The sequence below is a fragment of the Streptomyces sp. LN549 genome, assembly GCF_043203805.1.
Taxonomy (GTDB): Bacteria; Actinomycetota; Actinomycetes; order Streptomycetales; family Streptomycetaceae; genus Streptomyces.
In genome coordinates this window covers 586076-600282 of the sequence record NZ_JAZHRI010000002.1, presented here as the reverse complement: position 1 = coordinate 600282, position 14207 = coordinate 586076, and the positions used below count along the sequence as shown (strand labels likewise).

10 protein-coding genes are annotated in these 14207 nt (G+C 70.7%); 3 read left to right on the top strand and 7 right to left on the bottom strand.

What is annotated here, in order from left to right; genetic code table 11:
- Positions 1-18: 18 nt before the first annotated feature.
- Positions 19-1179, top strand: coding sequence for a glycosyltransferase (locus tag SH922_RS02765; RefSeq protein ID WP_393054279.1), 1161 nt, complete (start codon positions 19-21; stop codon positions 1177-1179).
- A gap of 1 nt (position 1180) precedes the next feature.
- Here the strand turns inward: SH922_RS02765 and SH922_RS02760 are convergent, their stop codons facing one another.
- The 5 genes from SH922_RS02760 to gmd are packed head-to-tail and all read right to left on the bottom strand — an operon-like array spanning position 1181 to position 8754.
- Positions 1181-2008 (bottom strand): glycosyltransferase family 2 protein, encoded by an 828-nt coding sequence (locus tag SH922_RS02760; RefSeq protein WP_393054276.1) that lies wholly within the window; start codon positions 2006-2008, stop codon positions 1181-1183.
- Positions 2005-2703: a hypothetical protein gene (locus tag SH922_RS02755; RefSeq protein WP_393054273.1), complete on the bottom strand. Its 699-nt coding sequence runs from the start codon at positions 2701-2703 to the stop codon at positions 2005-2007. The genes SH922_RS02760 and SH922_RS02755 overlap by 4 nt, the downstream gene beginning before the upstream one ends.
- The gene (locus SH922_RS02750; protein ID WP_393054270.1) at positions 2700-4958 is read right to left on the bottom strand and encodes a LamG-like jellyroll fold domain-containing protein; all 2259 of its coding nucleotides are present in this window, start codon (positions 4956-4958) and stop codon (positions 2700-2702) included. Before SH922_RS02750 ends, SH922_RS02755 begins: the two co-directional genes overlap by 4 nt.
- Complete coding sequence (locus SH922_RS02745) at positions 4955-7744, bottom strand: LamG-like jellyroll fold domain-containing protein (protein ID WP_393054267.1); 2790 nt, start codon at positions 7742-7744, stop codon at positions 4955-4957. The genes SH922_RS02750 and SH922_RS02745 overlap by 4 nt, the downstream gene beginning before the upstream one ends.
- Complete coding sequence (gene gmd / locus SH922_RS02740; RefSeq protein WP_393054265.1) at positions 7741-8754, bottom strand: GDP-mannose 4,6-dehydratase; 1014 nt, start codon at positions 8752-8754, stop codon at positions 7741-7743. The genes SH922_RS02745 and gmd overlap by 4 nt, the downstream gene beginning before the upstream one ends.
- Positions 8755-8871: 117 nt before the next feature.
- Between gmd and SH922_RS02735 the strand changes: the two genes are divergently transcribed.
- Entirely contained in the window at positions 8872-9855 is a 984-nt protein-coding gene (locus SH922_RS02735; protein ID WP_393054262.1) for a GDP-L-fucose synthase family protein, read from the top strand.
- 100 nt (positions 9856-9955) lie between these two features.
- On the opposite strand, the gene SH922_RS02730 is transcribed toward SH922_RS02735, so the two are convergent.
- Positions 9956-11458 carry a sugar transferase gene (locus tag SH922_RS02730; RefSeq protein WP_393054259.1) on the bottom strand — a complete coding sequence of 501 codons (1503 nt, stop codon included), beginning with the start codon at positions 11456-11458 and terminating at the stop codon, positions 9956-9958.
- Positions 11459-11875: 417 nt separating this feature from the next.
- Here SH922_RS02730 and SH922_RS02725 point away from each other — a divergent pair, with 417 nt between their 5' ends.
- Entirely contained in the window at positions 11876-13135 is a 1260-nt protein-coding gene (locus SH922_RS02725) for an FAD-binding protein (RefSeq protein ID WP_393054256.1), read from the top strand.
- Between the two features lie 26 nt (positions 13136-13161).
- Here SH922_RS02725 and SH922_RS02720 read toward each other — a convergent pair whose 3' ends face one another.
- The gene (locus SH922_RS02720; RefSeq protein WP_393054253.1) at positions 13162-14157 is read right to left on the bottom strand and encodes an MASE1 domain-containing protein; all 996 of its coding nucleotides are present in this window, start codon (positions 14155-14157) and stop codon (positions 13162-13164) included.
- Between the last annotated feature and the right edge of the window lie 50 nt (positions 14158-14207).

The following is a 14207-nucleotide window of genomic DNA, read 5'->3' as shown; positions in this document are numbered from 1 at the left end:
AGGTCGAGGGGAATCCTGGTGAAGATCCTGCACATCGTCACACTGCACACCCCGGACCACGCCTTCGGGGGTCCGACCCGGGTGGCCCTGAACCTTTCGAAGGTCCAGCGCGCCGGGGGCGACGACGCCCGGATCATGGCCCTGGGCGACGGCTTCGGCGGCCCGCTGCCCGGCGACGTGGAGGGGGTGCCCGTCCACCTCTTCCAGGCCCGCCACCTGCTGCCGATGTTCGAGGTCAGCGGAATCACCTCCGGAGCGCTCCTGCTGTCGGCGCGCCGCATGATGCGCGGCGCCGACCTCGTCCACGTACACCTGATGCGTGACCTGGTGACGCTGCCCGCCGCGCTGCTCGCGCTGGCCACCCGAACCCCGCTCGTCGTCCAGACGCACGGCATGGTGGACCCCACGGAGAAGCGCGTGGCACAACTGACCGACCTGCTGGGGGTGCGGAAGGTCCTGCGCGGCGCGGACGCGGTGCTCCACCTGACCGAGGCCGAACGGATCGATGTGAACGCCGTCGCGGCCCCCGTCGCGCTCACCAGGACGGTGCGCCTGGTCAACGGCGTGCGCCCGCAGGCGCTCAAGCCGGCCCGCGACCCGTCCCGCCCGCCGACGGTGCTCTTCCTCGCCCGGATCCAGGAGCGCAAGCGGCCGGAGGACTTCGTGGCCGCGATGCCCGCCGTCCTCGCGAAGCACCCGGACGCGCGGTTCGTCCTGGCCGGTCCCGACACCGGAGCACTCCCCGGCACGCTGCGACTGGCCCGCAGCCTGGGCGTACTGGACTCGCTCGACCATGTCGGGCCGCTCGGCCACGAGGAGGTGCTGGCCGCCGGACGGCAGGCCGATGTGTACGTCCTGCCGTCGATCGAGGAACCCCTGGGCGTCTCGGTCCTCGAAGCGATGTCCGTCGGCACCCCCGTTGTCATCACCCGTACCTGCGGCCTCGGCCCCGATGTCGCGCAGGCCGGAGCCGGCCGGGTGATCGACAGCCGGGTGGGTGAGGACGAGGCCAACGCGCAGAAGGTCGCGCAGGCCGTCCTGGAACTGCTGGAGCCCGAGGCCAACGCCGAGGCGGGCCGGGCAGCCTGGGAGCTGGTCAACGAGCACTTCACCATCGGCATCGTGACCGGGACGCTCCGGCGGACCTACGAGGACGTGGTCCGCCGGAAGCGCCGTTGACTCAAGCAGCAGGTGTCTCACGCGACTTGAGCGCGATCTGCCACCGGTAGAAGCTCATGGCCAGGGCGAAGTCGAACCCCGCCCGCCCGTCCAGGAAGCCCCGCCGGTACAGGTACATGTACGCGAAGGACACCAGCGGCTTGAACGGCGCCTTGTGAAACAGCTGCCCCTGCCGGGACTTGACCCGGCGCACCTGTTCCTTGACGTCGGGATGGTGCTCCAGCCACGCCTCCCAGTCCGAGTACCGGTTGTGCCGCTCGAACCAGGCGGTCACCGGATCGAGATCCTGGTGCTCGATCGGGTTGCGGAGGGATCCGGCACTCGCCGCGACCGGCTGGTAGTGCCCCTCCACCTCGCCGATGCCCGGCGCGGCGAGATCGCCCACCTCCGGATAGTGGCTGCGGGTGCGGTCGGTCAGCGAGCGCTTGCGGATGGTGTACCCGTGCCGCAGCCGCTTCCCGGAGAACCAGTACCCCAGCGGGATGTCGTACGCCGCCGGCCTGGGTGCGTCCGGATCGGCGAAGACCTGCCGCAGTTCCGCCAGGAGCCCCGGGCTCAGCCGTTCGTCCCCGTCGAGCAACAGGATCCAGTCCAGGTCCGTGCGGACATGGTCCAGGCACCACTGCTTCTTCCTGGGATGCCCGCCGTCCCAGGTGTACATGACGACCTCGGCCCCGCACTCTGCGGCGATCTTCGCCGTGTCGTCGGTGCTGTGCGAGTCGACGACGACGACCGCCTCGAAGTGGCCGAGGACCGACTTCACCGCCTCGGCGATGTTGAGCCCCTCGTTCTTCGTGGGGATCGCCACGGCTATGGGCAGCTTGCTCATCCGTTGTCTCCTTCGGGCAGCCAGGCGTAGCAGCCTGTGGAGGTGAAGCCGCGGGCCGCCGCCGGGATCGTGATCGCGGTCCGCTTCCCGTCGTCGGAGGAGCCCGACGCCAGGTCCTTCCCGTTCGCCCCGGCGATCTGCCAGCTGCAGGTCCTGGTGGGGGTGACGTCGCGGTAGCGCCCCGGACGCAGTTGCCTGCCCTCGTACGTACCGTCGGCGTAGCCCCCGGCCGCCCGCTCCACCAGATCCTGGTGCTGGACGCACAGGTGCGCGACGGCCGGCTCCGCGCCGGCGATCTCACCCGTGACGATCGCGCCGACGGCAGTGTCCCGGTCCCCTTTGACGAGATAGGTCAGCCGGTCGCATGTCTCCTGTCCGGTCTGGAGGACGGCGGCCGGGTCCATGCCCTTGGGCACTCGGTCGACGAGGTACTCCTTCTGCTTCTTGGTGAACGAGCCGGTGGCCGGGGTCAGTTCGTCGCTCGGAATCCTGGGCGGGGCACTGGTGGGGGAGGCCTTCGGCCCGGTGGAGGGCGCGGCCCCGTCTCCGGCCTCCGGCCCCGCCACCGGCTGTGACGCGGCGGCAGGCCCGGCGCCGGCGACCTTCTCCTTGCTCCCGTCGGAGGACGAGCCGCAGGCGGCCAGCGCCGCCGTCATGACGACGACGGCGGCGCCGGCCAGGAACTGGTACCTCATCCACCCGTCCTCAGCGCGTAGTGGGCGGCGACCTGCGAGCTGCTCAGCGCGGTCGGGTAGACCGCCGTCTCGTCGATCTGCCCGGCGAAGAAGTTGCTCGTCGGACGGTTCGGCCAGCTGGCGAGGTTGTCCCCGCCGACCCGCCAGTAGCCCTGGTAGCTCTCGCTGCCGGTGTACAGCGGGTTGAAGGCACGGAGCTGCCCGTCGACGTACAGCGCCATGCCGCCGGAGCCCTGGGTGGCGACCACATGGTGCCAGGCACCGTCGTTGTACGCGGCGGAGGTGGCCACTGTCCGGGTGCCACCGCTGTGGACCCCGAACATCAGCCGTCCGTCGTTGCGCATGTAGACATGCTTGTCGTACTGGCCGCTGTTCTGCATGGTCAGGTTCCCGAAGCCGATGATCTTCCCTCCCCTGGTGGTCGTGGTCTTGATCCACGTCTCCACCGAGAACTTGGCCGGCTGGGCGTGCCGCTTGTTGCTGTAGGCGTACTCGTCCGTGCCGTTGAAGCCCATCGCGGTCGACGGTCCGGCGATCGCGGCCGGAGTCTGGCGGTAGGACGGCGCGTTGCGCAGGAATCCGTTGTCCAGGCCACCCGAGGCGTCGGCGGCGAACGTCGAGGTGGCCTCGTCGTAGCGCCAGTACAGCGAAGCGCCGTCGGCGATCACCTTGGCGGGGTAGGCCTCCGCCGCGGACGCCACGACCGCTGTCACCGCGGGCGACTTGGCGCTGGTGTTGGTGCCGTCGCTCGCGCTGATCCGGTACGTGTGCGTTTCACCGGGTGCCACGTCCTGGTCCGTCCACGTCAGTTGCGGACGGTCCCAGAACAGCGAGGACCCCGTGACGGTGTGTACGGGAGTGCTCGCGCCGTCCTTGTAGATCCGGTACGTCAGGTCCCCGTCGTCGGTGTCGAAGCTGGTCTGCCAGTTCACGTCCACCTCGCCCGTCCGGACCGTGGAGACACTGGCGTTGGGCACCCAGGGCGCCCCCGTGTCCGGGCCGTCGGCGAACCGGGTCAGCCCCTGCTGCGCGGTGCCGTTGACGGTGGTGAACTCACCGCCCACCCACAGGTAGTGGTGACCGCCCTTGTCCGTCTGCGCCATCACCCGCGGGCCGACCGGCTCCCCGATGCCGTCGTTGGTGTCCGGGAACCACGGCAGCAGTTTCGGGTCGTCGACCGACTGGGCCAGCAGGTGCTTGCGCGGCTGGTCGGGGAACTCGCCCATGGACGCGCAGTCATGGGCGTGACTGCCGCTGTACAGCACACCGTTGTGCACCAGCAGCGCCTGCGTGGCGCCCAGGCAGGTGTCGCGCCAGACCTGGGAGAAGGTGCTCAGGTCGAGCGCGATCCGGCCGTCGAAGACACCGCCCCCGGTGCCCTCGTTGGCGGTGTAGAACTGGGTGGCGTCCGAGGTCAGGTCCTGCACCGTCGAGGTGTTCGGAATGAACCCCGGATAGCTCTTGTCCAGGGCACCCGTGGTCGCGTCCACCACGGCCAGCGCGTGCGAGTTCGTCCCGTTGACGGTGAAGAAGTCGCCGCCGATCACCACGTGCTGACCGTCGGGGGTGACCTCCACGGCCCGCCCGACCTCGTCCGTGTTCGCGGTGAACGGCTTGAGCTGGGCGCCGGTGGTCACGGCGGCGAACTTGTTCCGGGTCTGCCCCGCGACGCTGTTGAAGTCACCACCGAGATACACCGTGTCGTCGGTGACGGCGAGTGCCCGCACGGTCGCCGACACGGCGACCTTGAAGTCATCGCGCGGGGTGCACGTGGCCGTGTCGACGGCCGCGATGTTGCTGACCCCGACCCCGTTGACCGCCCCGAACTGACCGCCCGCGTAAAGGGTGTCACCGTCCGGGGACAGCACGAGGGACCGCACGGTCGCGGTTCCGGAGGAGAGGGTGAACGACAGGCTGCAGCCGGTCGGCGCGCCGGTCGCGGCGTCGAACGCGGCGAAGTTCACCGCGGGCTGCTCGGACGTACCGGCCGCTGCGTCCGGCGGCCGTACGGTGGAGAAGGTACCGCCCGCGTAGACCACCCCGTCGGCCGACGCGGCCATCGACCAGACGATGCCGTTGGTCTGCCAGGTGGACAGGTCGTCCGCGGTGATCGAGACCGGCGGCGTGAGGGCCGTTGCCGGGGAGCCCCCGGCAGCGGCGGCGCTCAGGGCCCCGGCGAGCAGGCAGAGCGCGGCGGCCGCGGCACGCGTGCGGCTGCGTGCGCCGGGTCTGCGCCCCGTACTTTCGTTCATCATTCAGCTCCGAAGGTGAGAACGAGCTGCGGCCGGTAGGCCGCGGTTGCGACCTCGCTCGACCAGATGCGGAGACTGTCCGTCCCGCTGCTGGTGAGGGCGAGTGAGTAGGCGGAGCCCAGGGCTCCGCCCAGCGCCGGCGCGTTCAGTTCCACCGAGTAGTCGGTGGAGACGGTGGTTGCGCCGGAGATGGTCCCCAGCACCGTCGCGGCGAGCGACGGCCGGGTGTTGTAGGTGACCGCCGACTCGGTCCACGCGCCGGTGACCGGCACGAGAGTGTGGCTGTCGGCCGAGCCCGCGGTGGAGTCCGACGAGGTACGGAAGGTGAGCCGGGCGCTCTTGAGCTCCTGCCCGGCGGGGGCGCCGGGCAGGGTGAAGCGGAGGTATCCGAGATACGGCGTGGTGCCCCGGGAGGCGAGCTGGCTGTCGTTGTAGGTGGTGTTGGCCGCGACACCGTTGACGTACGCGTCCTCCGTCGGCGTCAGTGAGACCGTGGTGTCGCCGGGCCCGGACGGGGTGTCCGCCAGATCGTGGTGCGCGGCCACCTGGGCGGCGGTCAGGGCCGACGGGTAGACGGCGGTCTCGTCGACCTGTCCCGCGAAGTAGGTACTGGTCGGACGGTTCGGCCAGGCCGTGGCCATGGCGTCCCCGCCGACCCGCCAGTATCCGTTGTACGAGCGGTTGCCGGTGGTGGCGTTGGTGCCGACCTGCGCACCGTCCACGTACAGCCGCATGCCGGACGGGCCCTGGGTGGCGACCGCGTGGTGCCAGGCGTTGTCGTTGAAGGAGGCGGCCGAGGTGATCGTCGGCCGGCTGCTGGAGCTGCCTACCTGGACGCCGAAGGCGAGACGCCCGTTGTCGGTGAGGTAGAGGATCTTGTCGGAGATCCCGCTGGTGTGCCCCTGGGCGGTGCCGATGTTGCTGCCGTACCCGACGATCCGCCCGCCGCGGGTCGTGCTGGTGCGGAACCACGTCTCGATGGAGTACGGGGTCGGCGAGGTGTAGTGATGCAGCCGGTCGCTGTAGACGTACTCGTCGGTGCCGTTGAGGGACAGGGCCGTGGAGCCGGTCACGGCGGACGGGGCCGAGCGGTACGACGGGGCGTTCATGTACACCCCGCCGTCGTCGTTGTCCGAGGCGTCCGAGGCGAACGCGCCGCCCGCCTCGTCGTAGCGCCAGTACAGATCCGCCCCGTCGGCGAGCACGCGCTCCGCGTACGGGCCGGCCGAAGCCGCCGCGGTGACGGAGACGTTGGCGGAGAGGGCGCTGGTGTTGGTGCCGTCGCTCGCCGTGATCCGGTACGCGTAACTCCGGCCCGCCACGACATCGGTGTCGGTGAAGGTCAGCTGCGGCCGGCTGAAGAACAGCGAGGAACCGGTCGTCGTGTGCACCGGCGTCGATCCGCCGTTGCGATACACCCGGTAGGTGAGCCGGCTGTCGTCCAGGTCCAGACTCGCACGCCAGCTCACCCGCACCTCACCGGACCGTGGCGCGGAGAGGCTGACCACGGGCGCGGAGGGCGCCCCCGTGTCCGGGGAGTCGGCGAACCGGGTGAGCGCCTGCTGTGCGACTCCGTTGACCGTGGTGAACTCGCCGCCCACCCAGAGGAAATCGCGTCCGTCGCGGGACGAGACGGTCAGCGCCCGCGGTCCAACCGGCTCACCGATGCCGTCATTGGTGTCCGGCAGCCAGCCGAGCATCGCCGGATCGTCGACGGCCTGCGCGGTGAGGTGTTTGCGGACCTGGTTGGGGAAGCCGCCCATGGTGGAGCAGTCGTGGACATGGCTGCCCGCGTACAGCACCCCCCGATAGACCCGCAGGGCCTGCGTGGCACCCTGGCAGGTGTCCCGCCAGCGCTGGTCGAACGTGGTGAGATCCATGGCGAGACGCCCGTCGAACGAGGCGCCGCCGGCACCCTCGCCGCCCACGTACCACCCGCCGGACACGGTGTCGGTGACGATGTCCTTGATCACGGCGGACGACGGGATGAAGTTGTTCGTGTAGGCGCGGGTCAGCGCGCCCGTGCCGGCGGCGGTCACCGCGAGCGCGTGCGAGTTCGCGCCGCCCACCGTGACGAAGTCCCCGCCGATGAGCACGCTCTGCCCGTCCGGGGTGACCTTGAGAGTCCTGCCGGGATCATCGGCGTCCGGATTCCAGGCCGTCAGCGCACCGGCGGCCGTGACCGCGCCGAAGAAGCGGCGGTTCTGGCCGTTGACGCTCTGGAAGTCGCCGCCCGCGTAGACCGTGCCGTTCGCCGCCACGTCGAGCGCCCGCACGGTCGCACCGAAGCTGGGCGCGAACCCTGGACGCAGCGTGCAGGTGGCGGTGTTGATAGCGACCAGTCCGTTGGCGGCGGTCCCGTTCACCGCGTTGAAGTAACCACCTGCGTACAGCGTGGACTTGTCGGGGGAGACCGCGAGCGCACGCACCGTCGCGGTGCCGCTGCTGCGCGTGAAGGAGAGCGAGCAGCCGGTGGGCGCTCCGGTGGCCGCGTTGAACGCGGCGAAGTTGACCGCCGAGGTGGTGTTGCTGCCCGCGGGGGAGCCGGCCGGGCGGACATTGCTGAAGGTTCCGCCCGCGTAGACGACCCCGTTCGCCTCGGCGAGGGTCCAGACGATGCCGTTCGTCTGGTACGTGGCGAGGTTGTCGGCGGTGAAGCCGACCGGCGGAGTCAGCGCGGCTGCCGGGGGAGAAGTGACCGCGGAAGCGGTCAGGACTCCGGCCGCGAGGGCCAGGACGGTGACGAACGCACCGCTGCGGCTGCGTCCGAGACGCCCGTGGCAGCTCACCGGTCCACCCGCACGGCCGCTCCGGTGAGCTGGTCGGCCAGCTGCCGGACATCGGCGTCGACCATGATCCGGGCCAGCTCCTGCGACTTCACGGCGGGCTTCCAGCCCAGTAGTTCCGCGGCCTTGGACGCGTCCCCGATCAGCGCGTCGACCTCGCTGGGGCGCTCGTACTTCGCGTCGTACCGGACGTGCTCGCGCCAGTCGAGGCCGGCGTGCTCGAAGGCGTACTCCAGGAACTGCCGGACGCTGACCCCCTCGCCGGTCGCCACCACGTAGTCGTCCGGGGTGTCGCACTGGAGCATGCGCCACATCGCGTCGACGTACTCGGGGGCGTACCCCCAGTCGCGCACCGCGTCCAGGTTCCCCAGGTGCAGATGCGTCTGCAGACCCGCCTTGATCCGGGCCACCCCGCGAGTGATCTTCCGGGTCACGAAGGTCTCTCCGCGACGCGGTGACTCGTGGTTGAACAGGATCCCGTTGACCGCGAACATGCCGTACGCCTCGCGGTAGTTGACGGTCGCCCAGTACGAGTAGACCTTGGCGACGCTGTACGGGCTGCGCGGGTGGAAGGGGGTCCGCTCGTTCTGCGGCGGCGGGCTGGCGCCGAACATCTCCGACGAGGACGCCTGGTACACCCGGGTGTCGATGCCGCTGGCGCGCACGGCCTCCAGCAGCCGGATCGTCCCGAGACCGGTGACGTCGCCCGTGTACAGCGGGGCGTCGAAGGAGACCCGGACGTGCGACTGCGCGCCGAGGTTGTAGACCTCGTCGGGCCGGATGTCGCGCATCAGGTTCACCAGGGCGACCCCGTCCGCGAGATCGGCGTGGTGCAGCACGAACGAGCGGTTCTCCTCCTCCGGTCCCTGGTAGATGTGGTCGATCCGCTCGGTGTTGAAGCTCGACGAGCGGCGCATGAGGCCGTGGACCGTGTATCCCTTCTGGAGCAGCAACTCGGACAGGTACGAACCGTCCTGGCCGGTCACGCCGGTGATGAGCGCGGTCTTCGCCATGTCTCCCCCTTCTGCGGCCGCCTGAGAGAGGCGGTCGGGCAACACCGAAATTTCAGAGTTTGAGCGATCTGCGGTAAAACGTCACCGCGTCATACAGCTGCTGGCACAATCCGAGCCATGACGACTGATCTCCCCGGCCCTCCCCAGGAATCCGTCCCGTCCCTGCTACGCCCCGGCGCCCGTGTGTTCGTCGCGGGCCACCGCGGTCTGGTGGGGTCGGCGCTGGTGCGCCGGCTGACCGCCGACGGCCATGAAGTGATAACCCGCGGGCGCGACCGCCTCGATCTGCGCGACGCCGAGCGGACCGGGGCCTTCCTGCGCGACGCGCGTCCCGAGGCCGTGGTGCTGGCCGCCGCCAAGGTCGGCGGAATCATGGCCAACAGCACGTATCCCGTGCAGTTCATCGAGGACAATCTGCACATCCAGCTGAGCGTGATCGCAGGCGCGCACGCCGCCGGGGTCGAGCGGCTGCTCTTCCTCGGCTCGTCCTGCATCTATCCCAGACTGGCCCCGCAGCCCATCCCCGAGACCGCACTGCTCACCGGCCCGCTGGAGCCGACCAACGAGGCCTACGCCCTCGCGAAGATCGCGGGAATCGTGCAGACCCAGTCCTACCGCCGCCAGTACGGCGCCTCGTACATCAGCGCCATGCCGACCAACCTCTACGGACCGGGCGACAACTTCGACCTGGAGACCTCGCACGTCCTGCCCGCGCTGATCCGCCGCTTCCACGAGGCGGGCCGGAGCGACGCCCCGGCCGTCACGCTCTGGGGCTCCGGAAGCCCCCGACGCGAATTCCTGCACGTCGACGACCTGGCCGCCGCCTGCGTACTGCTGCTGGAGCGGTACGACGGTGACTCGCCCGTCAACATCGGTTCCGGCCAGGACCTGACGATCCGTGAACTCGCCTCGACCATCGCCGAAGTGACGATGTATCAGGGTCAGATCGAATGGGACACCGCCAAGCCGGACGGCGCCCCGCGCAAGCTCCTGGACGTGTCCCGGCTGTCCTCCCTCGGTTTCGAGCCGCAGATCCCGCTGCGCGACGGAATCGCGCGGACCTATGCCTGGTGGCTGGAACGGCAGGGTGCACAGGTCTGACCGGCTCCCGGGTCCGGACCCTCTGGCCGGGTGGACCGCCGCGACTGCGCGACCGGCCACCCGGCCCGCTCTCGTTCCTCTCATCCGACGCCGCCCGCGCTCAGTACGCCCCGCGGCCGTCGGTGACGGCGCGCAGCGTACGGGCCATGAGTCCCATGTCCGTGGCCACCGACCAGTTGTCGACGTACCACAGGTCGAGCGAGACGGTCTCCTGCCAGGACAGGTCGGACCGTCCGCTGACCTGCCAGAGGCCGGTCAGGCCCGGCCTGACCGCGAGCCGCCTCAGCTCACGCTCGTCGTAGCGGGACACCTCGTCCGGCAACGGCGGCCGCGGGCCGACCAGGGACATGTCACCCCGCAGCACGTTGAAGAGCTGGGGCAGCTCGTCGAGGGACGAGCGGCGCAGCAGCCGGCCGATGCGGGTCACCCGGGGGTCCCGGCGCATCTTGAACATCGGACCGTCGTTCTCGTTCGACGTCACCAGCTGTGCCTTGTGCTGTTCGGCGTCCACCACCATCGAGCGGAACTTCCACATGGTGAACGGCCTGTTGTGCTGCCCCTGACGGATCTGCCGGTGAAAGACCGGCCCGGACGAGGTGAGCCGGACCGCGGCCGCGACCATCAGCAGCAGCGGGGCCAGCGCGATCAGGCCGAGCGCCGCGCCGGTACGGTCGACCGCGGCCTTGAGTGCCTGCTGCGGGCCGCGCCGCAGCGGCGGCACGATGTGCAGCAGGGTCAGCCCGGCCGCCGACGAGGGGCGGACCCGGCTGTCGGCGATCTCCGAGAGGTGCGACAGCACGGACAGGTCGAGCCCGCCGTCGTGCAGCCCCCAGGACAGCCGCCGCAACCGCTCCTCGGCGAGCTGCGGTCCCGGCACCACCAGTGCCAGGTCCGCCTCGTGGGCGAAGGCCGCACCCAGTACCGTCGAGGCGTCGTCGTCGGCGGGCTCGGGCGCGAGCCGCCCCGGAACCGGGGCCTCGCAGTTCAGGGCGGCCGTACCCACGGGCACGGCCGCCACCACGAGATAGCCGTGGTCCGCCCGGGAGACGAGCAGCCGCACCGCCCGGTCCACCCCCGCGGCCTCGCCGACCACCAGGACACGGCGGACCGTCCGGCGCCGCCCGGACCACGGCAGCCGCCGCGCCCCGGAGATCGCCGCCGTCGTCAGCAGGCCCGGAATCAGCGCCACGACGGCGGTCGCCGGATCGATCGTGCCGTCGGCCACGGTCCAGAGCACCGCCATCAGCCCGACGAGCAGCAGCCAGTCCCCGGTGGCGGTCAGTGCCCCCGGCGGCCGGCCCGTGCTCCGTACCGTGTACCGGCCGCGGGCGGCCCGTACGCCGGACCAGACCATCGCGGCAGCGGCCGCGCCGGCCAGGGCCCTGGGCTGTCCGTCGGTGCGCAGGACGAGCCAGGCGGGAATCCCCAGGCCGAACAGGTCGAAGCCGATGACGAGTGGCAGATACCGGCCAGGTCTTCTCCTCGGCCCGGGCCGGGCGGAACGGTCGCGCTGTACGGTCTGGCCCTGCCGCAGCCGGTCGAACTCCTGGCTGCGAGGCCTGTTCGAAGCGGTCCGTGGACGAGGCGCCCCCGCCAGTCCCACGGGTCCTGATATTTCGGATTCGGGTAGCTCGACATGCCCCATGAACCCCCCAGTCACAGTTGCATCGCCACAAACGGGGCGCATCCGCCGATCCTGTGGACTGACGGATGCGCCCTCGCTCGGTGCACGATATCCACACACGTGCCATTTCGCTGGAGTTCCAGTGAAGTTCAGACATGCGAGGTGACCCGGGACTCGTCCCGTTCCGTACTGGATCTCAGGTTCTGTGGTCGGCTGTTGGTATTTGGGCCCTGCCGGAATCGGATGGTGTGCGGATATGTACCAGCCCTCGACAACTACGTTGCGTGGCGCCGAGGTTGATCGCTGCAGCCTGCTCGCCTCCGCCGTCCCCGTCGCCGTCTGGGAGAATGCGGTGCCGGGGACAGTGCCCGGCCACGAGCGAAAGAGGAACGCACGGTGACTCCCGCGGAGACGAACTGGGCCGGCAACATCACGTTCGGGGCGAGGCGGTTGTGCCTGCCCCGCACGGAGGCCGAACTGCAGGAGACGGTCGCCGCCTCCACCACGGTGCGGGCCCTGGGCACCCGGCATTCGTTCAACACGGTCGCCGACACCGCCGGGGACCTCGTCTCGGTGGCAGGGCTGCCGCGGGTGGTCGACATCGATCCGGCGGCGCAGGCGGTCACGGTCAGTGCGGGGCTCCGCTTCGGCGAGTTCGCCGGTGAGCTCGACGAGAGCGGCTTCGCGCTGCACAATCTGGGCTCGCTGCCGCACATCTCGGTGGCCGGTGCCTGCGCGACCGGAACCCATGGTTCGGGCGTCGGGAACCGCTCCCTCGCGGGGGCCGTCCGGGCCCTGGACATGGTGACGGCGGACGGGGGGACGGTCACCCTGCGGCGCGGCGACGCGGACTTCCCCGGCGCGGTGGTGTCCATGGGAGCCCTGGGCGTGGTGACCCGGCTGACGCTGGACCTGGTACCCGCTTTCGACGTCCAGCAGTGGGTCTACGAGGACCTGCCCGAGTCCGTGCTGACCGGCGCCTTCGACGAGGTGATGTCGGCTGCGTACAGCGTCAGCGTCTTCACCGACTGGCGGCCGGGGCCGGTGGGACAGGTGTGGCTCAAGCAGCGGGTGGGGGACGAGGGGCCGCGGCAGGCTCCGGCGGAGTGGCTCGGCGCTCGGCTCGCCGACGGTCCGCGGCACCCGATCCCCGGGGTACCGGCCGGGAACTGCACCCGGCAGGAGGGGGTCCCCGGTGCCTGGCACCGGCGGCTGCCGCACTTCCGGCTCGAGTTCACCCCGAGCAACGGCGACGAACTGCAGTCCGAGTACTTCGTGGCACGAGAGAACGCCGCCGCCGCGTACGAGGCCGTGGGCAGGCTCCGGGACCGGATCACCCCGCTGCTCCAGATCTCCGAGATCCGCACCGTGGCCGGCGACGACCTGTGGCTGAGCCCCGCGTCCGGCCGGGACTCGGTGGCCTTCCACTTCACCTGGGTCCCCGACGGCGAGGCCGTAGCGCCGGTGCTCGCGGAGATTGAGGAGGCCCTGTCGCCGTACGGTGCCCGTCCGCACTGGGGCAAGGTCTTCGGTACCACCCCCGATGTCCTGCGCACCCTGTACGCGCAGTACGAGGACTTCGAGAAACTGATGGCCCGGTACGACCCGGCAGGCACGTTCCGCAACGACTTCCTGGACCGGCACTTCCCGCGCTGATCCGGCTCCTGCCCGCCCCGGTCCGGTCAGCGGCTCTCGCGTTCGTCCCTCGCCCGGGACGGCCAAGCGGCCGCCGATCTGCCCGGGGCGAGCTGTTCCACCACATCGGCCAGCTCCTCGCAGGCCCGCTCGATCCGGCGCCGGACGTTCTGCTGCTCGGCGACGACGGCGGCCAGCAGGAGCGCGGTCAGCGCGACGGCGCCGTTCAGGACCGTGAGGTTGACCATGATCTGGAGGATGGTGTGGCCGGCGAACGGACCCACCCGGTCCGTTCCCGCGATGATCGCCAGGACGGACATCAGCAGGGCGCACGGCGCGCTGCCGGCGAGCTGGAAGCGCAGCGCCGCCCAGATGAGGATCGGGAACACCAGGTAGAGCATCGACAGCGAGCTGCGGGTGGCCAGCAAGGTGCCCACGACCGCCACGACCAGCAGCGCCCCCGCCTCCGCCCACCGGTCGGAGAGCCGCGGCATCCGCATCCTGCGCAGCACGAGCAGCAGCGGGGTGACCACGAGGACGCCCATGACGTCCCCGGCCCACCACGCCGCCCAGACCGACCAGAACCCGCTCGAGGGCAGTTTGCCGTCTGCCACCAGCACGGCGGTTCCCGTCGTCGCGCTGATGACCATGCTTGCCATCGCGCCCAGGAAGACCAGGACGGCACCGTCGCGCAGCCGGTCCAGCTCCGTACGGAAGCCGACTCTGCGCAGCAGCAGGAAGGCGCAGACGGGCGCGAGCGTGTTGCCCGCCACGACGAGGGCGGTGGAAGGCGTCACCGATCCGCTGAGGGTGGCGATGACGAGGAGGGAGCCGAGCGGGATCCCGGGCCAGACGCGCAGCCCCATGTACAGCAGGGCGCTCAGCGCGATTCCGGTCGGTGGCCACAGGGGGGTGATCACCGCCCCGTGCACGGTCACCTTCCGGAGCAGCCCCAGGTCCGCGGCCACGTAGTAGGCGCCGGCGACGGCCAGGATGCGCAGTAATGCCACGGCCGTGCGTCGGTTCTTCTCGCTGCGGATCACGGTTCTCATCAGACACCGGCCGTGACAGGAGGCGGCTGCGTGACACGCGC

What these genes read in the sequence shown, in the direction of transcription:
- SH922_RS02760 (WP_393054276.1), bottom strand. Translation starts at nt 2,008, where the DNA reads ATGAGCAAGCTGCCCATAGCCGTGGCGATCCCCACGAAGAACGAGGGG.
- SH922_RS02755 (WP_393054273.1), bottom strand. Translation starts at nt 2,703, where the DNA reads ATGAGGTACCAGTTCCTGGCCGGCGCCGCCGTCGTCGTCATGACGGCG.
- SH922_RS02750 (WP_393054270.1), bottom strand. Translation starts at nt 4,958, where the DNA reads ATGATGAACGAAAGTACGGGGCGCAGACCCGGCGCACGCAGCCGCACG.
- gmd (WP_393054265.1), bottom strand. Translation starts at nt 8,754, where the DNA reads ATGGCGAAGACCGCGCTCATCACCGGCGTGACCGGCCAGGACGGTTCG.
- SH922_RS02735 (WP_393054262.1), top strand. Translation starts at nt 8,872, where the DNA reads ATGACGACTGATCTCCCCGGCCCTCCCCAGGAATCCGTCCCGTCCCTG.